General features: G+C 63.4%; 24 protein-coding genes. 11 read left to right on the forward strand and 13 right to left on the reverse strand.

What is annotated here, in order from left to right; translation table 11 throughout:
* Positions 1-20: 20 nt before the first annotated feature.
* Entirely contained in the window at positions 21-1,511 is a 1,491-nt protein-coding gene (locus tag I0K07_RS11525; RefSeq protein ID WP_203293538.1) for a LytR/AlgR family response regulator transcription factor, read from the reverse strand.
* A 176-nt stretch (positions 1,512-1,687) separates the two neighbouring features.
* Here I0K07_RS11525 and I0K07_RS11530 point away from each other — a divergent pair, with 176 nt between their 5' ends.
* From I0K07_RS11530 to I0K07_RS11540, 3 genes are all read left to right on the forward strand, one after another.
* On the forward strand, positions 1,688-3,139 hold the full coding sequence (locus tag I0K07_RS11530) for an alpha/beta fold hydrolase (RefSeq protein ID WP_203293540.1): 1,452 nt from the start codon (positions 1,688-1,690) through the stop codon (positions 3,137-3,139).
* 82 nt (positions 3,140-3,221) lie between these two features.
* Positions 3,222-4,064 (forward strand): AraC family transcriptional regulator, encoded by an 843-nt coding sequence (locus I0K07_RS11535; RefSeq protein ID WP_203293542.1) that lies wholly within the window; start codon positions 3,222-3,224, stop codon positions 4,062-4,064.
* Positions 4,065-4,134: 70 nt separating this feature from the next.
* Positions 4,135-4,830, forward strand: a complete 696-nt coding sequence (locus tag I0K07_RS11540; RefSeq protein WP_203293544.1) for an SOS response-associated peptidase — start codon at positions 4,135-4,137, stop codon at positions 4,828-4,830.
* A gap of 9 nt (positions 4,831-4,839) precedes the next feature.
* On the opposite strand, the gene I0K07_RS11545 is transcribed toward I0K07_RS11540, so the two are convergent.
* On the reverse strand, positions 4,840-5,049 hold the full coding sequence (locus tag I0K07_RS11545) for a SlyX family protein (RefSeq protein ID WP_203293546.1): 210 nt from the start codon (positions 5,047-5,049) through the stop codon (positions 4,840-4,842).
* 192 nt (positions 5,050-5,241) lie between these two features.
* On the opposite strand from I0K07_RS11545, the gene I0K07_RS11550 reads away from it, so the two are divergent.
* Together I0K07_RS11550 and I0K07_RS11555 are read left to right on the forward strand one after the other, a co-directional pair.
* A complete protein-coding gene (locus I0K07_RS11550) occupies positions 5,242-7,167 on the forward strand; it encodes an ATP-binding protein (RefSeq protein ID WP_203293548.1) in 1,926 nt (641 codons plus the stop codon).
* A gap of 32 nt (positions 7,168-7,199) precedes the next feature.
* Positions 7,200-7,583, forward strand: coding sequence for a DNA-binding transcriptional response regulator (locus I0K07_RS11555; protein WP_203293550.1), 384 nt, complete (start codon positions 7,200-7,202; stop codon positions 7,581-7,583).
* Between the two features lie 78 nt (positions 7,584-7,661).
* Here I0K07_RS11555 and katG read toward each other — a convergent pair whose 3' ends face one another.
* Entirely contained in the window at positions 7,662-9,821 is a 2,160-nt protein-coding gene (gene katG / locus I0K07_RS11560) for a catalase/peroxidase HPI (protein ID WP_203293552.1), read from the reverse strand.
* A 202-nt stretch (positions 9,822-10,023) separates the two neighbouring features.
* On the opposite strand from katG, the gene I0K07_RS11565 reads away from it, so the two are divergent.
* A complete protein-coding gene (locus tag I0K07_RS11565; RefSeq protein WP_203293554.1) occupies positions 10,024-10,503 on the forward strand; it encodes a glutathione peroxidase in 480 nt (159 codons plus the stop codon).
* Here I0K07_RS11565 and I0K07_RS11570 read toward each other — a convergent pair.
* The 4 genes from I0K07_RS11570 to I0K07_RS11585 form a co-directional block, all read right to left on the reverse strand.
* Positions 10,500-10,676 (reverse strand): hypothetical protein, encoded by a 177-nt coding sequence (locus I0K07_RS11570; protein ID WP_203293556.1) that lies wholly within the window; start codon positions 10,674-10,676, stop codon positions 10,500-10,502. The genes I0K07_RS11565 and I0K07_RS11570 overlap by 4 nt on opposite strands.
* A complete protein-coding gene (locus tag I0K07_RS11575; protein WP_203293558.1) occupies positions 10,673-11,149 on the reverse strand; it encodes a nuclear transport factor 2 family protein in 477 nt (158 codons plus the stop codon). The genes I0K07_RS11570 and I0K07_RS11575 overlap by 4 nt, the downstream gene beginning before the upstream one ends.
* Positions 11,146-11,793: a pyridoxamine 5'-phosphate oxidase family protein gene (locus tag I0K07_RS11580; protein ID WP_203293560.1), complete on the reverse strand. Its 648-nt coding sequence runs from the start codon at positions 11,791-11,793 to the stop codon at positions 11,146-11,148. The genes I0K07_RS11575 and I0K07_RS11580 overlap by 4 nt, the downstream gene beginning before the upstream one ends.
* 80 nt (positions 11,794-11,873) lie before the next feature.
* Positions 11,874-12,419 carry a carboxymuconolactone decarboxylase family protein gene (locus I0K07_RS11585; protein ID WP_203293562.1) on the reverse strand — a complete coding sequence of 182 codons (546 nt, stop codon included), beginning with the start codon at positions 12,417-12,419 and terminating at the stop codon, positions 11,874-11,876.
* Positions 12,420-12,542: 123 nt separating this feature from the next.
* Here I0K07_RS11585 and I0K07_RS11590 point away from each other — a divergent pair, with 123 nt between their 5' ends.
* Positions 12,543-13,451: a LysR family transcriptional regulator gene (locus I0K07_RS11590; protein WP_203293564.1), complete on the forward strand. Its 909-nt coding sequence runs from the start codon at positions 12,543-12,545 to the stop codon at positions 13,449-13,451.
* Here the strand turns inward: I0K07_RS11590 and I0K07_RS11595 are convergent.
* Together I0K07_RS11595 and guaA are read right to left on the reverse strand one after the other, a co-directional pair.
* Positions 13,448-14,314: a GNAT family N-acetyltransferase gene (locus I0K07_RS11595; protein WP_203293566.1), complete on the reverse strand. Its 867-nt coding sequence runs from the start codon at positions 14,312-14,314 to the stop codon at positions 13,448-13,450. The genes I0K07_RS11590 and I0K07_RS11595 overlap by 4 nt on opposite strands.
* A gap of 433 nt (positions 14,315-14,747) precedes the next feature.
* Entirely contained in the window at positions 14,748-16,322 is a 1,575-nt protein-coding gene (guaA, locus tag I0K07_RS11600) for a glutamine-hydrolyzing GMP synthase (protein WP_238934804.1), read from the reverse strand.
* A gap of 261 nt (positions 16,323-16,583) precedes the next feature.
* Here guaA and I0K07_RS11605 point away from each other — a divergent pair, with 261 nt between their 5' ends.
* The 4 genes from I0K07_RS11605 to I0K07_RS11620 all read left to right on the forward strand — a co-directional run bounded on the left by I0K07_RS11605 (position 16,584) and on the right by I0K07_RS11620 (position 19,756).
* A complete protein-coding gene (locus I0K07_RS11605; RefSeq protein WP_203293568.1) occupies positions 16,584-17,180 on the forward strand; it encodes a YceI family protein in 597 nt (198 codons plus the stop codon).
* Positions 17,181-17,380: 200 nt separating this feature from the next.
* Positions 17,381-18,118, forward strand: a complete 738-nt coding sequence (locus I0K07_RS11610; RefSeq protein WP_203293570.1) for a sulfotransferase family protein — start codon at positions 17,381-17,383, stop codon at positions 18,116-18,118.
* Positions 18,111-18,983, forward strand: coding sequence for a sulfotransferase family protein (locus I0K07_RS11615; protein WP_203293572.1), 873 nt, complete (start codon positions 18,111-18,113; stop codon positions 18,981-18,983). The genes I0K07_RS11610 and I0K07_RS11615 overlap by 8 nt, the downstream gene beginning before the upstream one ends.
* Before the next feature lie 53 nt (positions 18,984-19,036).
* Complete coding sequence (locus tag I0K07_RS11620) at positions 19,037-19,756, forward strand: sterol desaturase family protein (RefSeq protein ID WP_203293574.1); 720 nt, start codon at positions 19,037-19,039, stop codon at positions 19,754-19,756.
* Between the two features lie 3 nt (positions 19,757-19,759).
* Here the strand turns inward: I0K07_RS11620 and I0K07_RS11625 are convergent, their stop codons facing one another.
* The 4 genes from I0K07_RS11625 to I0K07_RS11640 all read right to left on the reverse strand — a co-directional run bounded on the left by I0K07_RS11625 (position 19,760) and on the right by I0K07_RS11640 (position 22,542).
* On the reverse strand, positions 19,760-20,272 hold the full coding sequence (locus tag I0K07_RS11625; RefSeq protein WP_203293576.1) for a hypothetical protein: 513 nt from the start codon (positions 20,270-20,272) through the stop codon (positions 19,760-19,762).
* A complete protein-coding gene (locus I0K07_RS11630; RefSeq protein WP_203293578.1) occupies positions 20,269-21,582 on the reverse strand; it encodes an RsmB/NOP family class I SAM-dependent RNA methyltransferase in 1,314 nt (437 codons plus the stop codon). Before I0K07_RS11630 ends, I0K07_RS11625 begins: the two co-directional genes overlap by 4 nt.
* A 178-nt stretch (positions 21,583-21,760) precedes the next feature.
* Positions 21,761-22,129 carry a DUF3088 family protein gene (locus I0K07_RS11635; RefSeq protein ID WP_203293580.1) on the reverse strand — a complete coding sequence of 123 codons (369 nt, stop codon included), beginning with the start codon at positions 22,127-22,129 and terminating at the stop codon, positions 21,761-21,763.
* Positions 22,126-22,542 (reverse strand): MAPEG family protein, encoded by a 417-nt coding sequence (locus tag I0K07_RS11640; protein WP_203293582.1) that lies wholly within the window; start codon positions 22,540-22,542, stop codon positions 22,126-22,128. Before I0K07_RS11640 ends, I0K07_RS11635 begins: the two co-directional genes overlap by 4 nt.
* Positions 22,543-22,589 lie beyond the last annotated feature (47 nt).

Below are 22,589 nucleotides of genomic sequence, written 5' to 3' on the forward strand. Positions count from 1 at the left end.
GGCCGCCAGACATTCCTGCGTCAGGCCGCGGCCAGGGCTGTGCGGACTTTCGGCATGATGCGGCGGCTGACCGGAACATCGCTGCCATTGCTCATCATCAAGCGCCCCACCCCGCTGGCATCCCGTTCAAGCGCGCTGACGAAAGCGGTGTTGACGATGTGAGAGCGGTGGACTCGCAGGAAGGTCGCCGGCAGTTCGGTTTCCAGCCCGGCGAGCGAGCCATTGTACAGCGCCGTGCGGCCATCATCGTGGTGGACCTCAACATAGTCTCCCGCGCCCTTGAGCTGCACGATCGTGTCAGTCGGCACATAATCCACCCGCCCCGAACTGACGAGTTGGAGCTGGGCCGGTGCAGAGCGCTGCCGGGCCTCGGCCAGCGCCGTTTCCAGTCGCTGCGCCCGCTCGCGCTCGATCTGCCGGTCCTGGCGGGCACGGACCAGGTTCTGGGCCTGCCGGTAGAACAGGAAGAGCAGGATGCCGGCGCTGGCGACATAGAGATAGATGTCCAGGAAACGCCCACCGAACAGCGGGATGAGCAGCGCCATGCCGGCGAAGACCGCCATATGGCTGAGCGCCCCCGGCGTCCGGCGCCAGGCGCGATAGGCGCACCAGGCTGCACCGTGCAGCAGGGCCGCCAGCAGGGAAAACCCGGTCTTGCCGTCAAACCCGCTGACCAACAGCACGATGGCCAGCATCACGGCGGCCAGTCCGCCCAGGATGGTGTATCGCCAGCGCGCCGGCAGGTCGGACAGGGTCTTGAGCACATAGGCGTTCAGGCACAAGCCAAACCCGAAGGCGAAGACGACAATGCCGATCAGGCGGATATCGTGGACGGGGTAGTCATAGGCGAACAGGCCGCGTGACACTTCCCAGAGCAATTGCCCGCCGGCGAAGAAAGAGGCCAGGGCGAGGATAGCGGAACTTTCCCGTGCCGCGCTGCGCCAGGCCATCACGCCGAAGAAGACAAAGCCCAGCGCAAAGAATCCGAACGTCACCAGGGCGGGTCCGTAATGCGCCGCAATCCGCTCGACCGGCCGTCCATAGGGCATCAGGAAAAGACCATGCATGGGCGAGGACAGACGCAAATGGCTGTGCATGCCGGACAGATGAAGCACCAGCTCATTCTCGCCCGGCTGCAATCGCGCCCGCGGAACATAGAAGACCGCATCCATCCGGCCCGGAATCTCATGGGCCCGGTCAGGCCCCGGCTGACCATTGCGCCCCAGGGACTCGCCATTCAGCCAGACTTCCGAGGCCGCCTTTCCTGAAATCAGCAGGCCCAGCGGCCAGTCGGCTTCACGATCCGTCTCGGGCACAATGATCCGGGCCTCGACCCAGATCTCCCGGAATTGGGGGTCGATCTGGAACAGGGTCGTGTCCTGGCAGTCCGGACCGTCAAACCGGTCTGGCCGTCCGCCATCCGGCGCTGGCGGGCAGACGCGCAGGACCGGCATGTCGATCAGGCTGAGCGACTGGCCGGCCGCTGGCGCGGCCGGGAGAAGACAAAGCAAGAGGCAAAGGAGGGCAGAGCCAGGGAACAGGGTTTTCATTCACCCAGACTAACGCGCCGTTCGCCGAACGCCGATGCCGCTCAACGGTTCGACGCTGCCGCTGACAGATCACACCGTGCCCTGCAAGGCCCGGACGGCAATTCTGGGTATCCCGATAGTCAAGCGATGAGTCCCTGATGACCGTGTTCAAACCCCTTTGCCTTGCCCTTGGACTGGCAACCGCCGGCCTGACACTGCCCCTCGCCCACGCCGAGGAAACCCCGATCGAATTCACCGCACAGTCCGGCGAAACGGTTGCGGCCTTCCAGGGCCATGTCGAGGTTCCGGAGAACCGGGCCGATCCCGACAGCCGCCTGATCCGGCTGAGCTATGTCCGGTTCCCGGCCACCACGGACACACCGGGCAATCCGATCGTCTACCTGGCCGGCGGGCCTGGCGGGTCGGGCAGCGGGACAGCCCGGGCCCAGCGTTTTCCGCTTTTCATGCAGATGCGCCAGCATGGCGATGTGATTGCCTTCGACCAGCGCGGCACCGGCGACAGCACGCCCCTGCCCGGCTGTGCCTCTTCGGTCCTGATCCCGGACACGCAACCCGTCACGGATGCAGAACTCGCCAGCGCCTATCGTGAGGCCGTCGAGGAATGCGGCGCCTTCTGGCGCGAACAGGGCATCGCGCTTGAGGGCTATACCACCCGGGACAGTGTCGCCGACCTGTCGGACTTGCGGGCGCATCTGGGTGCCAGCCGGATCGATCTCTGGGGCATTTCCTATGGCAGTCACCTGGCGCTGGCCGCGCTCAATGAGATGCCGAACGAGATCGGCCGCGTCGTCATTGCCAGTGCGGAGGGCCTTGACCAGACGGTGAAATTCCCGGCCCGCACCGACGCCTATATTGCCCGCCTCCAGGCCGCCGTGGACAGCCAGCCCGCCGCCCGTGCCGCCTATCCGGACATTGCCGGCCTGATGCGCCGCGTCCATGCCCGTCTGGAGGCCGAACCGCTTCTGCTGGACATCCCGCAACAGGACGGGACCAGCGCGCCCTATCTGTTGCAGCGGCATAATCTGCAGCAATTCGCCTCCGGCATGATTTCCGATCCCGGTTGGGCGCGGATCATGCTGGCCCTCTATGCCAGCCTGGATGCCGGTGACCCGCAGCTCGCCATCGCCCTGCTGCAGCGTTTCCATACGCCAGGCGAGCCCATCACACTGCGCGCCATGCCGACCGCGATGGACCTGGCCTCGGGGATCAGTGACGCGCGACTGGCCGAGGTGGAACGCCAGGCGCAAACCAGTCTTCTGGGCGCCTATCTCAACTTCCCCATGCCGCAAATCCGCGGCGCCTGGGACGGGTTCGATCTGGGTGAGGATTTCCGCACGGGCCCGACGGGCGACACGCCTGTCCTTCTCCTCACGGGAACGCTGGATGGCCGCACCTATCCGCAAGCCCAGGCGGAGGCTGTTGCCGGTCTCAGCCATGTGACCCAGATCATCGTGCGCAATGCCGGGCATAATCTCTTCATGAGCTCACCGGCCGTCCACGATGCCATGCACGCCTTCATGCGCGGCGAGACCGTGACGACAAGCGAGATCGAAGTGGAGCTGCCGGACTTCACAGAACTCCCCTTCTGACCGCAAAGCGAGCAAGAGCGGGAACGTCAGGCGGGCGCGGTTGGGGTGAAATGGTCTAGACTGGACAACAGGAGGACCGTTCATGAGACCCGACAACCGCGCCCGCTATGCCGACCGTATCGACCGTGTCCTGGCGCATATCGAGGCCGCCGACGCCCCGGAAAGCCTCGACCTCTCCACCCTGGCGGGGATCGCCGCGCTTTCCCCCTTTCACTTCCACCGTGTCTTCCGGCTCATGACTGGCGAGACACCGGCGGAGACCCTGCGCCGGGTCCGTCTGGCGCGGTCCCTGCCGGAACTGGCCAGCGAAAGCGTCTCGATCACTCAAGCGGCGGGCGCTGCGGGCTATTCCACTTCACAGAGTTTCGCCCGGGCCGTCCGCGCCAGCACGGGCGGTACCGCCAGCGAGGTGCGCGCCGATCCGTCCCGGATCAAGCGCCTGCTCAAACCGCTGGAAACCGGCGCGGCCATGCCGATCGAGATTGTCTCCACCGATCCGCTCCGCCTGCTCGCCATCCGCAATGTCGGAGCCTATGCAGAACTCAACCAGACCTATGAAGCCCTGTTCGGCCGGGTCTTCGCGACCGCCCCGATGGAGGCCCTGCGCGGCATTTGGGGTGTCTGGCACGAGGATCCGCGCTATGCCGATCCCGACACGCTGGAATTCGACTGTGCGATCGATGTCGGCGATCTGCCCGCGCCGAACGGGATCGAGATTCTGGATGTGGAAGCCGGCCGTCATGCGCGCCTGCGCCATGTCGGGGATTATGACAGCCTGCACGACAGTATCGACCGGCTCTATGCCAGCATGATCGACGCCGGCGAGGAATTGGCCGACCGGCAGCTCATCGTGAACTATGTCGATGATCCGGAATCACGTCCGGCCGAGGAATGGCGCTCCGACATCTATTTGCCCCTCGCCTGACGCCTGCCACCGCGCCCTTGCCAGTCCCGCCGCACCGGCCAAGACTGGCGGGGCAATCGGGAGCCGGCACATGTGCGGACGTTTCACACAGCTTTGGACCTGGGCGGAACTGCAGGGCTATTTCTCCATGTTCATGCCCGGCGCCTCCAACTTCCAGCCGGAATACAATCTTGCGCCGACGCGGGAGATCTGGGCGCTGATGCCGGAAGGCGAGGGTCTGAAACTGACCCGCGCCCGGTGGGGTCTGGTGCCGGCCTGGTGGAAGAAGCCCTTCAAAGACCTCCCCAGCGCCTTCAATGCCCGCAGCGAAAGCGCCGCCGAGAAACCCTTCTTCCGCACCGCCTTCAAACAGCGCCGCTGCATCATCCCGGTCAGTGGTTTCTATGAATGGACGGGTGAGAAGGGTGCCCGCAAACCGCATTATTTCACCCGGCGCGATGGCAAGCCCATGTTCCTGGCCGGTCTCTATGAGGGGCATACCGACCCTGAAACCGGCGAGATGACAACCAGTACCGTCGTGCTGACCTGCGCCGCCAATGGCTTCATGTCGCATTTCCACGACCGCATGCCGGTCATCCTGGAACCCGAGACGGTCCAGGCCTGGGTGGAAAAGGGCGATACCGCCCTGCTCTCGCCGGCGGATGAGACGGTTCTGCAGGAATGGGCGGTCGACCCGAAGGTCAATTCCAGCCGCTATCAGGGCGAGGATGCCATCGATCCCTGGGAGGAAATGCCGACACTGGGACTGGCACAACCCAAGGGCTGAACGCCGGGATCAATAGTGCGGCGGCTTGTGGGCTTCCGGTCCCGGTGCCAGGTCTTCCAGCGTATCGACGCGGCCCATCAGCTTGTCCAAACGGCGCGTGATGCGGGTGATTTCCTCGCGCTGGATCAGCACGACCTGGTTCATGTCCTCGATTTCCTTTTCGGTGTGCGCGAGGTGCGCTTCCAGGGCTTCGATACGCTCAAGCGTCTTTTCGGACATGCGGGTCTCCAGCGGTGCAGGTCGGGGCATGTAAAACAGGACAGGCCTGCGGAAAAGAGAGGCGCGTCAGCCCGCCCAGACACAGGTGCAGTTAATAAAGGATGACCCTGGAGGCAAGCATACGGACCGGTTCGAGTTTGATCAGCGCCTTGTTTGCGCGTCTAATATCGCAAAACACAGGGTGAGGAATTGATGGACCTGGAACGCCTGATCTCCAGCGCGCCGGCCTTGTTCGGCTCCGCCTCGATGGAGGGGCGCTTTGTTTCGCTGAGCCCGCAATGGCAAGACGTGTTGGGCTTCGAACTGAAAACCCTGATCGGCGCCGAATTCCTCGACTATGTCCACCCCGATGACCGTGCACAGACCGAGGCCGCCCTGGCCGAACAGGAAGACGGCACCAGCGTTCTGGGCTTCATTAACCGGTATCGCTGCAAGGATGGCAGCTACCGGCATATCGAGTGGCGCTCCAAACGGAGTGATGACGGTCTGGTCTACTTCATCGCCCTGGATGTCACCGAGCGCGTGACGACCCAGGAATCGCTGAAAGTCTCACTGGAACGCCTTCAGCAAGTGTCCGAGATCGGCGGCATGGGCGGCTGGGAGCTGGATGTCGAGACCTCGGCTCTGCATTGGGACAAGCGGACCAAGGAAATCCATGAAGTCCCGGCCGATTTTCAGCCAGAACTCAGCAAGGCGATCGAATTCTATGCGCCCGAAGCGCGCGACATGGTCGCCCAGGCTGTGGACCAGGCCCTGGCAAAGGGCGAGAGATGGAATTTCGAGGCACCGCTGATTACAGCGACCGGCAAACGGATCTGGGTGCATGCCAGCGGAGCCCCGACCTATCAGAATGGCCGTCTGGTGCGCCTCAGCGGCATTTTCCAGGACATCACCGCGGAGAAGACCCACGCGCTGGAGCTGGAGGACGCCCTCAAACAGGCTGAAGACATGCAAGCGCTGGCCGAAGAAGCCTCAAAGGCGGCGGAAGCGGCCAGCCGGGCCAAATCGCAATTCCTAGCCAATATGAGCCATGAAATCCGCACGCCGCTCAACGGGCTGATGGGGATCACCCAATTGCTCAAAAGAACGGAATTGTCGGGCAAACAGGTCAAATTCGTCGAAACCCTTGAGGCCACAGGTCAGACCCTGCGCAGCCTGATCGAGAATATTCTCGACTTCTCCCGCATCGAGGCCGGCTATATCGCGCTGGAAAACGCACCGCTTCGTCTGGACGAACTGGTGACGGCGACCTGTCAGGTCGCCTCCGTGGAAGCCTCACAGAAAGGCCTGGAACTGGGTTGTGCCATTGATCCCGGCGTCGAGCCGGGCCGGCTGGGTGACCGCAAACGCATGGCGCAGGTCCTGCTCAACCTGGTCGCCAATGCGGTGAAATTCACGGATAGCGGGTCCGTCCGGGTGCAGGTGACCGAGCCACGGGACGGTGTCATCCGTTTCGCCGTCACCGATACCGGTCCCGGGGTCACAAAAGAGGCCCAAGCCATCATTTTCGACCGTTTCGCCCAAGCGGATTCCTCCTCCCGGCGCTTTCATGACGGCGCCGGTCTTGGCCTGGCCATCAGCAAGGAGCTGGTCGATCTGGCCGGCGGCTCGATCGGCCTGGAGTCCACGCCCGGTAAAGGCTCGACCTTCTGGTTTGACTGGCCGCTTCCGGTTGATGAGAGAGCTGAAACCCCGCAGACGGCCGAGCCAGACGAAAGCGCCGCCCTGCGCCGGAAGCTGCAGGGCCGGATTCTGGTTGCCGAAGACAAGGAGACCAATTTCCTGGTGCTCAAGGCGGCACTGGAGCGGGACGGGCTTGACGTCCTGCATGCCCGAACCGGGGTCGAGGCGGTTGAACTCAACGCCCAGCATGCGCCCCAGCTCATCCTGATGGACCTCCACATGCCGGGCATGACCGGTGATGAAGCCATCGACATCATCCGCAAGGATTCGCGCTCCAGGCCGAGCATTTTCGTGGTCACAGCCGACGCCACCCCCGGCGCACGGGCGCGCCTGCAGGAGCTCGATATTGCGGGCGTCTTCATCAAACCCTTCGACCTCGACCAGATCCTGTCAGCCGTTGGCGACGCTCTGGCGGCCCATGCCATTGAAGGGTAAAATCCCCGCTCAGCAGGCATGAAGGTTCGGGAATGGCGAAGATCGCGGTGATTGATGACGACCCGGTCGAATACATGCTGCTGACCGAATTCGCCGCGCTGGGCACGCGGAAGGATGACTGGCAGCACATCCAGACACTGGACGCCTTCGCCGCGGCCCATGCCGAAACCGGTTTTGACCTGGTCTTCCTCGACCGCCGCGTTCCGCCAGTCGGGCGTTTTGCCGAAAGCCTGCCCCTGATCCAGGCGGCTGGCTATGCCGGACCTGTCGTCCTGATGAGCGCCTCCTATGACGGCAAGCCGACAGCGCCCGATGGCATCCTCCTGCTCGGACCGGTGGAGAAATCGGACATCCAGTCGGAGACCGCCCTGGACGCGATGGTGGCCCGGGCCCTGGAACAAGGCTTGGCCCACTGACCCGTTTGCCGCCCAAAAGAAAACGCGCGGACCGTGAGGCCCGCGCGCTTGATTTTGGATGCAGTCCGTAGCGGTTGATCAGTGCAGATCGAACCGGTCGGCATTCATCACCTTGGTCCAGGCCGCCACGAAGTCCTTCACGAACTTCTCGCCATTATCGTCCTGGGCGTAGACTTCCGCATAGGCACGCAGGATGGAGTTCGAACCGAACACCAGGTCCACGCGAGAGGCCGTCCATTTGGTGGCGCCGGTCTGGCGGTCCTGGATCTCGTAGAGACCATCCTTGGACGGCACCCACTTGTTCGCCATGTCGGTGAGATTGACGAAGAAGTCGGTGGTCAAAGCGCCTTCGCGATCCGTGAAGACACCATGCTTGGTGCCACCATGGTTGGTGCCCAGTACACGCATGCCGCCGATCAGGCAGGTCATTTCGTGCGCCGTCAGACCCATCAGCTGGGCCCGGTCGAGGAGCATTTCCTCGGCCTCGACGACATAGTCCTTCTTCTGCCAATTGCGGAAACCGTCAGCCAGCGGCTCCAGCACGGAGAAGCTGTCCGCATCGGTCTGTTCCGCGGTGGCATCACCCCGGCCCGGCTCGAACGGCACGGCGACCGCGAAACCGGCGGCCTTGATGGCCTGTTCCAGACCGACATTACCGGCCAGCACGATGACGTCCGCGATGGAGGCATTGTGCTTGGACGCGATCGGCTCGAGCACGCCGAGCACCTTGGCCAGACGGGCCGGCTCATTGCCGTCCCAGTCTTTCTGCGGCGCCAGGCGGATACGGGCCCCATTGGCACCACCGCGCAGATCAGAGCCGCGGAAAGTGCGGGCGCTGTCCCAGGCGGTGGAGACCAGTTCGGCAACGGACAGGCCGGCGGCGGCAATATCGGCTTTTACGGCATCGACATTGTAGGACTTGGAACCGGCCGGGATCGGATCCTGCCAGATCAGGTCCTCTTTCGGCGCATCCGGGCCGATATAGCGGTCACGCGGACCCATATCGCGGTGGGTCAGCTTGAACCAGGCGCGGGCAAATGTGTCCTTGAAATAGTCCGGGTCCGCCATGAACTTCTCGCAGATGGCGCGATAGGTCGGATCCATTTTCATGGCCATGTCGGCATCGGTCATCATCGGCATGCGGCGCACGGACGGGTCCGTACTGTCGACCGGCATGTGCTCTTCCTTGATGCCAACCGGCTGCCACTGATTGGCACCCGCCGGGCTCTTGGTGAGCTCCCACTCATAGCCGAACAGAAGCTCGAAATAGCCCATGTCGAACTTTGTCGGATTGGTCGTCCAGGCCCCTTCAATGCCGGAGGTCACGGCATTGGTCGCCTTGCCACCCATGTTCGGGTTCAGCCAGCCAAAGCCCTGGTCCTCGATGGCACCGGCTTCAGGTTCCGGGCTCAGCGCGCCGGCATCACCATTACCGTGGGCCTTGCCGACCGTGTGACCGCCACAGGTCAGGGCCGCGGTTTCCTCGTCATCCATCGCCATGCGGGCGAAGGTTTCGCGGACCTGGGCCGCCGTCTTGATCGGGTCCGGCGCGCCATTGACGCCTTCCGGGTTCACATAGATCAGGCCCATCTGCACGGCGGCGAGCGGGTTTTCCATGGTTTCCGGACGCATCACATCTTCATAACGCGTGTCCGACGGCGGCAGCCATTCGCGTTCGGCACCCCAATAGGTGTCCTTTTCCGGCGCCCAGATATCCTCGCGGCCGAAGGAGAAGCCATAGGTCTTCAGACCCATGTTTTCATAAGCGATCGTACCGGCCAGCAGGATGAGATCGGCCCAGGAAACCTTGTTGCCGTACTTCTTCTTGAGCGGCCAAAGCAGGCGGCGCGCCTTGTCCAGATTGCCATTGTCCGGCCAGGAATTCAGCGGGGCAAAGCGGATATTGCCGCAACCGCCACCACCGCGACCATCGGCCAGACGATAGGAACCGGCCGAGTGCCAGGCCAGGCGGATCATCAGGCCGCCATAATGCCCATAGTCTGCCGGCCACCAGTCCTGGCTGTCGGTCAGAAGGGCATGCATGTCTTTCTTGAGAGCCTCGACGTCGAGCTTCTTCACTTCCTCGCGGTAGTTGAAGCCTTCACCCATCGGGTTCGTCTTGCTGTCATGCTGGTGCAGAATGTCCAGATTGAGGGTTTTCGGCCACCAATCCACCACGGAAGCACCGGTCTCGGTGAGACCTCCGTGCATGACGGGGCATTTGCTGCTGTCGTCCATGATCGCTCCGATCTTATATTGGGGTTTTCCTCCAGATGTCGCCACGATGGACCTCGCGTCCCCATGCGTCAAATCAATTACTTCTTATTAGACCATGAAATTTTTCTATAGATGCGGGGACGGATGATTCCCGTGGCGCGCGAAAGCGTGCGAATCTGTCCATCTTTCCGGCCCCTGCCTTCACAACCCGCGGAGCGTTCCAATGGCATCCATCTATGACTTCAATGCCGCCCAATTGTCCGGCGAAGACGTGCCGCTGGCGAATTACAAGGGCGATGTCCTGCTGATCGTGAACACGGCGTCCAAATGCGGCTTCACCCCGCAATATGAAGGCCTGGAGACCCTGCACAAGGAACTCTCCGGCAAGGGGTTCACCGTACTCGGCTTCCCTTGCAACCAGTTCGGCAAGCAGGAACCCGGGGACGCCGAGGAAATCGCCAATTTCTGCAAGCTGACCTATGACGTCTCCTTCCCGATGTTCGCAAAGATCGACGTCAACGGGCCCAGCGCCCACCCGCTCTATGAATTCCTCAAGGATGAGGCGAAAGGCATGATGGGGTCGAAGTCCATCAAGTGGAATTTCACCAAATTCCTGGTTGATCGAGACGGCAATGTCGTCAAACGCTTCGGCCCGCAGGACACGCCGGAAAAGATCCGCGCAGAAGTCGAGGCCCTGCTCTAGCCCGGACGGCAATCCGGACCGCGGGGCGGACAGGGCATTTTCACGCTCTGCGTCCGCTCAGCGGCACCATCCGCCCCCGCCTGCGATGGCGATGGCAAGAGCATGACCGGCAGGATGAGCAGGATCACGCCCAGCGTGATCCGCAGCTCCCAGATCTGCCAGCGGCGGCTCACAGGCCCAGCTCCGTCAGGCCGGGATGCGCGTCCGGCCGCCGGCCCTGAGGCCAATGAAAGAGGCGCTCATCCTCACCAATGGCCTGGTCATTGATGCTGGCCACGCGGCGGCGCATCCGGCCATCGGGCGCAAATTCCCAATTCTCATTGCCATGGGCGCGGAACCATTGGCCCGCCGCATCGCGCCACTCATAGACAAAACGGACCGCGATCCGGTTCTCCCGCCAGGCCCAGACCTCCTTGATCAGGCGATAGTCCTGCTCGCGCGCCCATTTGCGGGTGAGGAAGTCGACAATCGCCGCCCGTCCGGTCAGGAAGACATCACGATTGCGCCACTCACTGTCCGGCGTATAGGCGAGCGAAACCGCCACCGGATCCCGCGAGTTCCACGCATCCTCGGCCAGCCGGACCTTGCGGGTAACAGCGTCCAGCGTTTCAAAAGGCGGCAGCGGGGGGCGAGACGCTTCGCTCATGTCCACGCCTCCACCTGACCGCGCCGGGCCAGGGCGAGTTCGGCGCGAAGACGGGTATTCTCGTCTTCCAGCACTGTGAGCCGTTCCCGGACATCCCGCATCGCATCGATGATCTCGGCCTGGGTGAAACGCGGGGTGATATGGGCGGGACAGTTCCAGTCGAACGCTTCCAGGCGAAGCAGGACGATCCGCTCCGGGCGCGCGCGATAATCCGGTGTCACCACCTGACCGGTGAGGTCATCCTCGGCGTCCAGGGAAAGAAACTCGACCCGGGCGTAGAGTTTCAGCCGCATCTGGCGGGGATAATCCATCAGGATCAGGCAGACACGGTCATTGGCGCGCAGATTGCCGGTCGAGATGTATTGGCGATTGCCGCGATAGTCCGCAAAAGCCAGCCGGCGCTCATCCAGCACGGTCAGGAAACCGGCCGGGCCGCCCCGGTGCTGGACATAGGGCCAGCCGGTCTCCGACACGCTGGCCATGTAGAAACTGTCGCGCGCAGCGATGAAATCCATTTCGCGGCGGGTGAAAACATCGAAAGCCCGGTCGCCCTCGAACCGGTCAAAGATGTGGGCGCTGCCCATTTCCGCCTGCACGGCGCGCACGCTCGGCGTCCGTGCGATATCGAGAAATCCGTAACTCATCCGGGCTCTCCTGTCCGTTTGCCCTCAAGAAATTCGGGTGTGAAACGCGGGCGGGCCGGAGGGGACCCGCCCGCGAGACATCAAGCGGCAGCGGCGGCCGAGACGACCGGGAAGTCGATATCGGTCTGGGCTACATTGTTGATCAGGTTGGTGAAAACATTCTCGGCGGCGATGGCGACGATCTCGATGATCTGGCCATCGGCAAACCCGGCATCCCGCAGGCCGGCAATGTCGGCATCGCTGACACGGCCACGCTCCCGAACGACTTTGGCAGCAAAACGCACCGCCTCATCCGCCTTGGCATCACCAGAGCCACCCGCCCGGTTGCGGGCGATTTCTTCCGGCGTCAGCTTGGCCAGGTTGAGACCGAGATAGGTGTGGGCCGACAGGCAGTAATCACAGCCATTGATCTGGGCGACGGCCAGGGCGATGCGTTCGCGCGTTTTCACGTCCAGCGTCCGCGCCAGGGCGGCATTATTGCTGGTGAAGCCTTCCAGCGCGGCCGGGCTGGTGGCGACGAGGCGGAACATGTTGGGCACGACGCCCAGCTGTTTGTTGACGGCATCCAGGATGGGCTTGGACGCTTGCGGGGCGGCGTCGAGATCGGGGATCGGCAGACGGGACATGATGTTCTCCTTGAAAGTCCGGCGGCCGGTCTGGCCGCGTCTTGCCGAGGAGAGATAGAGATTTCATTCTGGAAGATAATTCGGTAAAATCGGAAAACATCTTTCCACAAAATGGAAGAACAAATGGACCGCCTCAAAGCCATGTCGATCCTGGTCCGTGTTGTCGACACGGGCAGTTTCTCGGCCGCCAGCCGGGCCCTGGACATTCCGCTGGCGACAGTGAGCCGCCAGGTCACGGAGCTGGAAACCCATCTGGGCACCCGCCTGCTCAACCGCACCACGCGCACCCTTGCCCTCACCGATTCCGGCGAGGCCTATCTGCGCGCCGCGCGCCGGATCCTGGAAGAGGTGGAGGAGGCCGAACAGACCGCCGCCGGCGAATTCCAGACACCGCGCGGCGAGCTCGTCCTGACGGCTCCGGTCTGTTTCGGCCGCATGCACACCCTGCCCGTGGTGCGCGACTTCCTGGCCGTCTATCCGGACATCAATGTCCGCCTCAACCTGTCCGACCGCAATCTCCACCTGATGGATGATCATATCGACATGGCGGTGCGGATCGGCCCGCTGCCCGATAGCGGGCTGATCGCCACGCGGGTCGGCGAGGTGCGCACGGTCGTGGTCGCCTCGCCGGACCTGCTGGCGCGACATGGCACACCGGAAACGCCGGAGGCCCTGTCCGCCCTGCCCGGCGTGCATTTCGACATCCTGTCACCCGGCGCACGCTGGCATTTCACGGGTCCGGACGGTCAGGCCTGCGATGTCGCACCTCGCCCGCGCCTGACCGTGTCCGGCGCCGATCCGGCGATCTGGGCCGCCAGTGAAGGCGTCGGGGTGACGCGGGTACTCGGCTATCAATGCGCCGATGCGGTGAAGTCCGGCGCCCTGCGGGTCGTGCTGGAGGACTATGAGCCGGCGCCCCTGCCCGTACATCTCCTGCACGCCGCGCGCGGCACAATGCCCACCAAGATGCGCGTCTTCCTGGATTTCGCGAAAACCCGCCTACGCGAGCGCCTGAAGGCCCTGGCCTGCTAGCCCAGCTCGAACGTCGTCACGCCGAAAACGCGTTCATGCGCGATGTCCGGCACGCCGCCCAGATACATGCGGGCACAGCCGAAGCTCTCAGCCAGGCCATGGCGTCGCACCAGGGCCTGGGCGTCGGGATGGTTTTCCGGCGCGTCGATGATCAGCGTGTCGCCCGCGGCAAATTCCGCCAGCGACTGGAAGAGCGCCTCGGCGCCGGCCGCATCATCGGCAAAGAGCGGGCCGATCTTGCAGCCCTTGCCGCAACGCCGGATCACGCCATAGCCCGCCAGCCGCCCCTCGCGCACCAGGCCGACCGCCTTGCGTTCGGGCAGGGAAATCCAGGCTTTCAGGAAGGCCTCACGCGGGCCGGGAAAACAGGTGCGGTCATACGCGCAAAGCGCATCAAACGGCACTTCTGACAGGGGAACAAGCTGGGGCGACGCATCCGCCGTGAAATCCGCCGGCCAGGCGCGCTCATAGCGCAGATTGCGATGGGAGAAGACGAAGCCGCCCCTGGCATACCAGTCCGCCATCTCGAACACGCCATCCATGCCGATCACGGCCCCCGGCTTCAGCCGCGCGATGAGCCGGTCACGCCGCGCATGCCAGAGCTGCGTGCCCAACCCCTGACGACGGATCTCAGCCTGCATGATGAAGAGCCCCATGAAGCCGTATTCGTCCCCATAGGCCGTGATCGCCCCACCGCCGATGATCTCGCCCTCCAGCTCGGCGGCGATGAAGGCGTCGGGATCACAGGCCCAGAAAGCCTCGTCATCGTGATAACCGGGAAACCAGCCTTCCGCCTCCGCCCGCTTGATATGGGCAAAGGCTTCGGCGCGCGTCATGGGGCGGATGGTGGGGGATTGGGTCATGGGGGGAGATTGGGGTGGTTCGCACAGCGACGGAAGCCAGAAAGCAACCCGCCTTCCCCTTGATGGGGAAGGTGGCTCGGCGCGCAGCGGCGAGACGGAAGGGGTGAATCCCGGTCCAGCCGGACACACCTCGCCCCCACCCCCTCCGTCCGGCATGCGCCGGACACCTCCCCCATCAAGGGGGAGGATGAACCTGGCCAGTCATCGGTCCGGTCAGGCTCTGAAAATCCCGTGGGTCCCGGACAGCGCTGCGCGCTTCCGGGAAAAATGAGCGCGGGGAAAGGATCAATCCCATCCTTCCCCTTGATGGGGAAGGTGGCCCGAAGGGCCGGAAGGGGTGAAACGCGCAGCGTTCCAGGTCTTCGAAGGTCACCCACTCCACCATTGCTGCGCAATGGTCCCCCTCGCCCATCAAGGGCGAGGAGCTAAACGATTACTCCCACTCAATCGTCCCCGGCGGTTTCGAGGTCACGTCGTAAACCACCCGGTTCACGCCGCGGCATTCATTGATGATGCGCGTGGCGACGCGGCCGAGGAAGTCGTGTTCGAAGGGGTAGTAGTCGGCGGTCATGCCGTCGACGGAGGTGACGGCGCGCAGGGCCAGGACGTGGTCATAGGTGCGCTCATCGCCCATCACGCCGACCGTGCGGACCGGCAGGAGGACGGAGAAGGCCTGCCAGATCTTGTCGTAGAGGCCTTCCTTGCGGATCTCGTCGATATAGATGGCGTCGGCCTTGCGCAGGATGTCGGCCTTCTCCTTGGAGACGGCGCCGGGGATGCGGATGGCCAGGCCCGGTCCCGGGAAGGGATGGCGGCCGACAAAGGCTTCCGGCAGACCCAGTTCGCGACCCAGGGCGCGGACTTCGTCCTTGAACAGTTCGCGCAGCGGCTCGACCAGCTTCATATTCATGCGTTCCGGCAGGCCGCCGACATTGTGGTGCGACTTGATCGTCACGGACGGACCGCCATCAAAGCTGACGCTTTCGATCACGTCCGGATAGAGCGTGCCCTGGGCAAGGAAATCGGCGCCGCCGGCCTCTTTCGCCTTGGCCTCGAAGACATCGATGAAGAGCTTGCCGATCGTCTTGCGCTTCTTCTCCGGATCATCGATCCCGTCCAGCGCGCCCAGGAAGAGCGCTTCCTCATCGGCATGGACGAGCGGGATATTGTAGTGCTCGCGGAACAGGTTCACGACCTCGTCCGCCTCGCCCAGGCGCATCAGGCCGGTATCCACGAAGACACAGGTCAGCTGGTCGCCAATGGCCTCGTGCAGCAGCACGGCCACGACGGATGAGTCGACGCCGCCGGACAGGCCGCAAATCACCTTCTTGTCGCCGACCTGGGCGCGGATCTTCATGATCGCCTCGTCCTTGAAGGACTTCATCGACCAGTCGCCTTTGAGGCCGGCAATCGTGTGGGTGAAGTTTTTCAGAAGGGCGGCGCCGCGCGGCGTGTGCACGACTTCCGGGTGGAATTGCACGCCGTAGAATTTGCGGTCCTCATCGGCAATGGCCGCGAAGGGGGCATGGCCGGAGGTTGCGATCACCTTGAAGCCCGGCGGCAGGGCCGAGACGCGGTCGCCATGGCTCATCCAGACGCGTTCCTCATGGCCGATCGGACCGAAGCCCTCGAACAGCGGGCTTTCTTCGACCAGGGTGATGTCGGCGCGGCCGAATTCGCGGTCGTCGGAGGCTTCCACCGCGCCGCCCAGCTGGGCGCACATGGTCTGCTCGCCATAGCAAATGCCCAGAATGGGCAGGCCGCGGGTGAAGACGCTCTCATCGGCGCGCGGGGAATTGTCCCAATGTGTGGAGTGCGGCGAACCGGACAGGATGATCGCCTTGGGATCGAATTCATCGATGAAGGCGGCATCGGCGCGGTTATAGGGGTGCACCTCGCAGTATACCCCGCTCTCGCGCACCCGGCGGGCGATCAGCTGGGTCACCTGGCTGCCAAAATCAATGATCAGCAGTTTCTCGTGGTTCTCGGAAATCAGATCGTCAGTCATGCGCGCACTGACCCGCAGGCGCGGGTCTCCCGGAGGTCAAATTGTGAGGGGTTGGCCGAGTCGGTCATCAGCATGTCGCCCGATAGCGCGGAACGGCCGGCATGGCTAGTGCCGAGCGGCATTGAGAACGGGATTTTTGTTGGTGCTGCGGGCCGTCCCACATCATTTTATCAACGAAAACCGCGCCCTCTCCGCGCTCGCCCCCTTGAACCGGCCCCCTCACCGGCTCACTTTTGCAAGGCGCACACACAGGAGCCCGCCATGTCCCGCCTTTTGCCTGCCCTCGCCCTTGTTCCGGTTCTGGCCCTGGCCACGGCCTGTTCGCAGCAGGCTGGCGGCGACTGGACGCTGGATGCCGAGGCCTCCCAACTCAATTTCGTTTCCATCAAGTCCGGCGACATCGCCGAAGTGCATCATTTCTCCGGCCTGTCCGGTTCGGTGTCCGAGGATGGGCAGGCGGAGCTGGTGATCGATCTGGCCTCGGTGGAAACCGGGATCGTGATCCGCAATGAGCGCATGCGCGAACATTTGTTCGAGACGGAGACCTATCCGACGGCCCGGCTGACGGCCCAGATCGATCTGGCCGCCCTGGCCGCCATGGCACCAGGTGATCAGGCTGCGCTGGAACTGGATGCGCTGCTGGACCTGCACGGCATGCAAGTGCCGGTCTATGCGGATGTTCTGGTCACGGATCTGGACGGGTCCCGCGTGATTGTCACCACCCAGGGGCCGGTTGTGCTGCATGCGGCGGATTTCAATCTCCAGACCGGTCTCGATACGCTGCAGGGCCTGGCTGGCCTGCCCTCGATCACGCCCGCCGTGCCCGTCTCCGCCACCCTGGTCTTCCAACGGGGATGAGTCGCTTTGCGGCGACTTTGTGACCGCAAGTTACGCCTGCATGACATATCGGTAAATTATTGAATTTGTTTAATTTCAGGCTCACACAGAAGACAGTGTAGAGCGCGCATCCTGCTTGTCAGCGAGGGGATGTGCACATGCATTATGCGGTTGGAAAATCGCCCATTTTCATCGGTGGAGCGCCCCGTTCAGGGACCACTTTGCTGCGCGCGATCGTCAATGCCAGCCGCAATATTGTCTGCGGACCGGAAATGCGCGTCATTCCCGCGCTCTGCCATCTCAACCAGCAGATCGAGGACGGGCATCTGGATGTGCTGGAGGCCAATTACGGGCTCGATGCCCAGGCCCTGCACGACCGCTTTGCCCGCACGATCGACCGCCTCCTCACCCCGCTGCACCACAAAACCGGTGCGCGCGTGGCAGAAAAGACCCCGGCCAACATCCTCCACTTCCCGCGCCTGCGCCGCCTGTTTCCCGACAGTCCGCTGATCGCCGTTGTGCGCGATGGCCGCGATGTCGTGGCCTCGCTCCTGTCGATGGACTGGACCGATGCCCGCACCGGCCAGCCTATGGCCATCACGCGCGATGCCACAGCGGCCGCCCGGCTCTGGGTGCAAAGCGTCGAGGCCGGCCGCAAGCTGGCGGATGATCCCGGCTTCATCGAGCTGCGCTATGAACGCCTCGCCAGCGATCCCCAGGCCGAGATCGGGCATTTGTTCGACCGGCTGGGCGAGGATGAGGCCGCCCTGGCACGGGCCCTCGATCACGTCCGGCATTTCGACCGCGCGGCCGGTCAGGCGGAAAGCTCTGCCGAGCGCGTCTCCCAGCCGATCGACAAAACGGCCATCGGCCGCTGGCAGCGCGACCTGACACCGGGACAGATCCGCCAGGTGGAGCATGAGGCCGGGCCGGTGCTGGAGGCCTTGGGCTATGTCTGAGGCGGAGACCGCCGAGGCCATGAAACCCGCCGACACCCAGGGCGCCCGCATTGTCTTTGCCGGCGGCTGTCCGCGCTCCGGCCTGACCCTGCTGCGCCGCATGCTCAGCCCGCACAGCAAGATCGAGTGCGGCCCCGATACCGGCCTGCCGCCCTCCATCGCCATGCAATGGCAGGCCTTTGCCAGCCAGCTGGGTGATCTGCACGCGCGCGATTTCGATCTGCAGGCCGAGGATATGCGCCGCGCCATGGCGGAACTCCTCACCGGCCTGTTCGACACGCCGCTCTCGCGCTTTCCCGATCATGTCCTGATCGAGAAGACCGCGCTCAATGTCGCCGTGTTCGAACAATTGGGCCGCCTCCTTCCCGAAGCGCGCTTTATCCATGTTGTGCGCGATGGCCGCGATGTCGCCACCTCCCTGATGGAGCGCGACTGGAAAGACGCCAATGGCACGCCCTTCCCCCATGTCAGTCGTCCGGACGCGGCGCTGAAATACTGGAGCGATCTGGTCACAATCGGACTGAAGGCGGAACGCGCCCTGCCGGGCCGCGTTCTGCGCGTGCCTTATGAGGAACTCGTGCGCCGTCCCAAGGCGACGCTGACCGCCGTGTGTGAATTCCTGGATCTCGACTATGAGCGGACGCTCGTCCACTTCGCCGGCTATCCGATCGAGCTGAAAGGCCTGGAACGCGACAGCCTGCCCCTGATCAACAAACCCCTCACCCAGCGCCGTGTTGGCTCGGGCGTGGATCTGGACGCCCTCGTCGCACCGCAGACACGGCAATTGCTGGACATGCTCGGCTATGGCGAGCCGGAAACGCCGGCCGAACGGCGCAAACGGCTCAGGAAGACGATCCGGCGTTAAGTGCGACCTTGTTCGCTATTGCGCGCTGAACAGAAGCCTTCCATCGTCGCTTCATGTTGGTCCTTTTCTTCACCGCTGCGCTCTTCACGATCATTTTCACGCGAGAGGTCATAGCGCCCGCTTCAGGGGCCAGCTGTGACAAGCGATGGAGAATCATTGCCGGCGCGCTGAATGCAGCCAATCTCGGGGTTGTCATACTCGCCGGCTGGCTGTTCGAAGCGCCCATCAGCGAGCACGCCATTCTGCCTCTTGCGGACAACATCCCGTGGCTGGCGCAAGCCCTGATCGTTTTCTTGACGGCCAGCCTGTTCGCCTATGGCTGGCACCGCCTGACCCATGCCTCGGACACGCTGTGGCGCTGCATTCATCAGCTCCATCACAGCCCGTCGCGCATTGAGGCCCTGACGGCATTTTACGTGCATCCACTCGATAGCTTTCTCGCCAGCATGATCAACGGTCTCGTCGCCTATTGGATATTCGGCGTCGGCCCGGAGGTGGCGGCACTCGTGCTTTGCTGGGTGGCTCTGTTCAATCTGGTCGCCCATGCCGATCAGCGAACACCCTGGTGGCTGGGTTTCATCCTGCAACGCCCGGAAATGCATCGCCTGCATCACGAAAGACACCAGCATCGTTCGAATTACGGTCTACCGCTTTGGGACCTGATCTTCGGCACTTGGCGAAACCCGAAGACGAGCACGGTTGAATGCGGCTTCACTCCCGACCGCGAGTACCGCGTGAAAGACATGCTGCTGATGCGCGATGTGGATGGATAGGCTCTAAGCGTTCGAAGAGCGACTTGAATGCGTCACAAAATCCTGGCGCATCGCATTCATGCTTTGCACCAACTCATCGAGAGGTTCCGGCAGAGGCACACCGAGCCAGTCATTCCGCTTGCAAAGCCAACGGGTCAAACGCCGATAAACGCCCGATGAAGCCGTCTCATTATCAAAAACGATCATGCGGGACCCACCCATGGCCCAGAGACTGAAGTCCGAACAATCAGACCAATGGACCCGGCGCCGTCGAAGGATGCCAATCTCGTCGAACCCATCGGAGTCAAATTTCAATACTGTTCGGTCTTTGGAGCGATAGACAGCCAACGAAATTGCGTGTGCGGCATACCAGCCGGTGGCAATGAAGAACATGCTGGCGAGAAATACGAGCCCTCTTTCAGCCTGTTGTATCCAAACTCCGGCCAGTGCTCCCACGGCAATAAAAAACAAGCCACAAGGAACCATCAAAGCGCGCCAAACTGGCGCACGCTGAATCCGGACTTCCTTGGCACTCACCCCACCCGCTCCATCACGCAGATGTAGAACCCGTCCGTATCGGTGCGTCCCGGGGAGAGCTGGAGGGCGCCGTGGAGGCCGACGCAGGTTTCCAGGATTTCGCGGCCGCCCTCGGGCAGCTGGCCGGTGGCTTCGATCACGTCGAGCACGGGCACGGATTTGAACACGGCGGACTTCGCCAGGAAGTCGCCGACCCGGTCCTCATTCTCTTCCGGCAGGACGGAGCAGGTGACATAGACCAGACGCCCGCCCGGCTTCACATAGTGCTGGGCGCGATCCAGCACGGTGTTCTGTTCCTCGATCCGCTTGGCCAGCGCGGTCGGCTTAAGACGCCATTTCGCGTCCGGACGGCGGCGCCAGGTGCCGGTTCCGGTGCAGGGCGCGTCGCAGAAGACCACATCCATTTTCTCAACAAGATCAGACAAGGCCTTGTCTTCATTGCCATCCTTGACCTGGACATTGCGCGCATCGGCGCGCTTGAGGCGGGGCCAGATGGCGCGCAGGCGGCGCCAGTCGATATCCCAGGCATGGACTTGTCCGGTATTCACCAGAAGGGCTGACAGGGCGAGCGTCTTGCCGCCCGCTCCGGCACAATAATCAAGCACTTGCTGGCCCGGAACCACGCCGGAAGCCAGGGCTGCCAGCTGCGATCCGATGTCCTGCACCTCGACCCAGCCCTTGCCATAGGCGGGAATGGCCTCGGCGGCCGCAGCCTTGCCACGCGGATCCCGCTGCGGAATCCGAATACCCGAGCTGACGAGTCGGCTTTTCTCGGCCGCTTTCAGTTTTGAACTTACTTCCTTGAAAGCCTTATCGAAATCGACCTTGGCTTCATTCACCCTCAGATCCACCGGAGCCCGCGAAGAGAGGGCCCGGCCCTCATCGGCAGCCGCCTCGCCGAAGGCGCGCAACAGGCTCGCTTCCAGCCATTCCGGCACGTCGGCGCGGATATGCAGCGGCGCATCGGAAATGTCCCGCGCCAGCCCTGCCCGCTCCGCCTCGGTGAGCTTTTCCGGCGCGTGGTCATCGCCCTCGAACAAGGCGTCGATCGCGTCTGCTTCCAGGCCCCAGACCCGGCCGACCGTACCCAGCGCCAGGGCGCGGGCACTGTCATCTTCCATGGCAAAAGCGGTGGAGGATTGATGGCGCAGCGCGTCCAAGACCAGACCGCCGATCCAGGCGCGATCGCCCGAACCGGCGAAACGGTGCGCCTTGCCCCAGTCGCGCACGGCGTCTTTCACCGGCTGGTTCTGGCGGGTCAGTGTGTCGAGGATTTCGATGGCTGCAGCAATGCGGGCGCCGTCTCTCATGGTGCGGGGTCCTCTTTCTTCCCCGTCTCATGGGGAAGTGGGCCGATGCGGAGCATCGGGTCGATGGGGCGCCGCATCAGCGGCGAATGATCTCGGCAGGCGATAGCACGAAACACGCGCTTCGCGCGCCCCTCCACCGCTGCGCGGCCCCCCTCCCCACACATGGGGAGGAAAACACCTATTTCGGCTGGGCACCGCCATAGCAGGCGGCAAGCTGGCGGCAAATGGTTTTGGGATTGGTATAGATCCGCAGCCCGTTCACCTCGGCTTCCGGATCCTGGTGCGCGGTCGTGCCGGCCGCCAGGATCAGGGTCGGGGCATTCTGGTGGTCTTCATCCAGCAGGGCGACGATCTCCGGGCGCGGACGCGGTGCGTCGATGCGCACGACGCGGATGGATTTCATCCAGTGCGGATTGACCAGAAGCGCGCCTTCCATCGTGCAGCAATCGGCGCACAGCCAGGGCCCGCCATCGGCATCGTCCCACTGACCGGTCAGCAGGAAGAGGATGTCCTGGTCCAGATCGAGAGCAGGCTGCTCATTCATCATCGGCTGACCACCTCAACCGCCAGCACCACCCAGAAGGCCAGCAGCGCGATCACGCTGGCACCGAAGGCCAGGAAGCGCAGGCGCAGATTATTGGAGGTGATGTGGATGCCCGCATGCACGACGCGCAGGCCGAACCAGGTCCAGGCCAGCATCATCAGGATCGGACCGGCCGCGTTCAACGTCATGGCGAAGAGGATACCGGCATAGAAGAGGATCGGCGTTTCCAGCTGGTTCTGGAACGCATTGGAGAATTGCTGGACCTTCACCGGCCAGGCCTTCTGGCCCAGCACGATATCACCCACCTTCACCTTGCCGGACGACACAGAGGCAAAGCGCATCCCCGCCGTCGTGAACAGAAGGGCGAAGGTCAGCGCGATTTGCGCCAGGACCGGATAGAGAAGAGCTTCAGACATCACACACTCCGTTGGGAAAGTCCGCGAGACTAGAAATCGGCCCCTAC

This window comes from Maricaulis parjimensis (assembly GCF_016817355.1).
GTDB lineage: Bacteria > Pseudomonadota > Alphaproteobacteria > Caulobacterales > Maricaulaceae > Maricaulis > Maricaulis parjimensis.

Coding starts and splice junctions, on each gene's coding strand:
- I0K07_RS11620 (WP_203293574.1), top strand. CDS start 19,037: ATGTTGGTCCTTTTCTTCACCGCTGCGCTCTTCACGATCATTTTCACG.
- I0K07_RS11630 (WP_203293578.1), bottom strand. CDS start 21,582: ATGAGAGACGGCGCCCGCATTGCTGCAGCCATCGAAATCCTCGACACA.
- I0K07_RS11550 (WP_203293548.1), top strand. CDS start 5,242: ATGGACCTGGAACGCCTGATCTCCAGCGCGCCGGCCTTGTTCGGCTCC.
- I0K07_RS11535 (WP_203293542.1), top strand. CDS start 3,222: ATGAGACCCGACAACCGCGCCCGCTATGCCGACCGTATCGACCGTGTC.
- I0K07_RS11635 (WP_203293580.1), bottom strand. CDS start 22,129: ATGATGAATGAGCAGCCTGCTCTCGATCTGGACCAGGACATCCTCTTC.
- I0K07_RS11615 (WP_203293572.1), top strand. CDS start 18,111: ATGTCTGAGGCGGAGACCGCCGAGGCCATGAAACCCGCCGACACCCAG.
- I0K07_RS11565 (WP_203293554.1), top strand. CDS start 10,024: ATGGCATCCATCTATGACTTCAATGCCGCCCAATTGTCCGGCGAAGAC.
- I0K07_RS11585 (WP_203293562.1), bottom strand. CDS start 12,419: ATGTCCCGTCTGCCGATCCCCGATCTCGACGCCGCCCCGCAAGCGTCC.
- katG (WP_203293552.1), bottom strand. CDS start 9,821: ATGGACGACAGCAGCAAATGCCCCGTCATGCACGGAGGTCTCACCGAG.
- I0K07_RS11555 (WP_203293550.1), top strand. CDS start 7,200: ATGGCGAAGATCGCGGTGATTGATGACGACCCGGTCGAATACATGCTG.
- I0K07_RS11605 (WP_203293568.1), top strand. CDS start 16,584: ATGTCCCGCCTTTTGCCTGCCCTCGCCCTTGTTCCGGTTCTGGCCCTG.
- I0K07_RS11640 (WP_203293582.1), bottom strand. CDS start 22,542: ATGTCTGAAGCTCTTCTCTATCCGGTCCTGGCGCAAATCGCGCTGACC.
- I0K07_RS11540 (WP_203293544.1), top strand. CDS start 4,135: ATGTGCGGACGTTTCACACAGCTTTGGACCTGGGCGGAACTGCAGGGC.
- I0K07_RS11590 (WP_203293564.1), top strand. CDS start 12,543: ATGGACCGCCTCAAAGCCATGTCGATCCTGGTCCGTGTTGTCGACACG.
- I0K07_RS11530 (WP_203293540.1), top strand. CDS start 1,688: ATGACCGTGTTCAAACCCCTTTGCCTTGCCCTTGGACTGGCAACCGCC.
- I0K07_RS11580 (WP_203293560.1), bottom strand. CDS start 11,793: ATGAGTTACGGATTTCTCGATATCGCACGGACGCCGAGCGTGCGCGCC.
- I0K07_RS11595 (WP_203293566.1), bottom strand. CDS start 14,314: ATGACCCAATCCCCCACCATCCGCCCCATGACGCGCGCCGAAGCCTTT.
- I0K07_RS11575 (WP_203293558.1), bottom strand. CDS start 11,149: ATGAGCGAAGCGTCTCGCCCCCCGCTGCCGCCTTTTGAAACGCTGGAC.
- I0K07_RS11545 (WP_203293546.1), bottom strand. CDS start 5,049: ATGTCCGAAAAGACGCTTGAGCGTATCGAAGCCCTGGAAGCGCACCTC.
- guaA (WP_238934804.1), bottom strand. CDS start 16,322: ATGACTGACGATCTGATTTCCGAGAACCACGAGAAACTGCTGATCATT.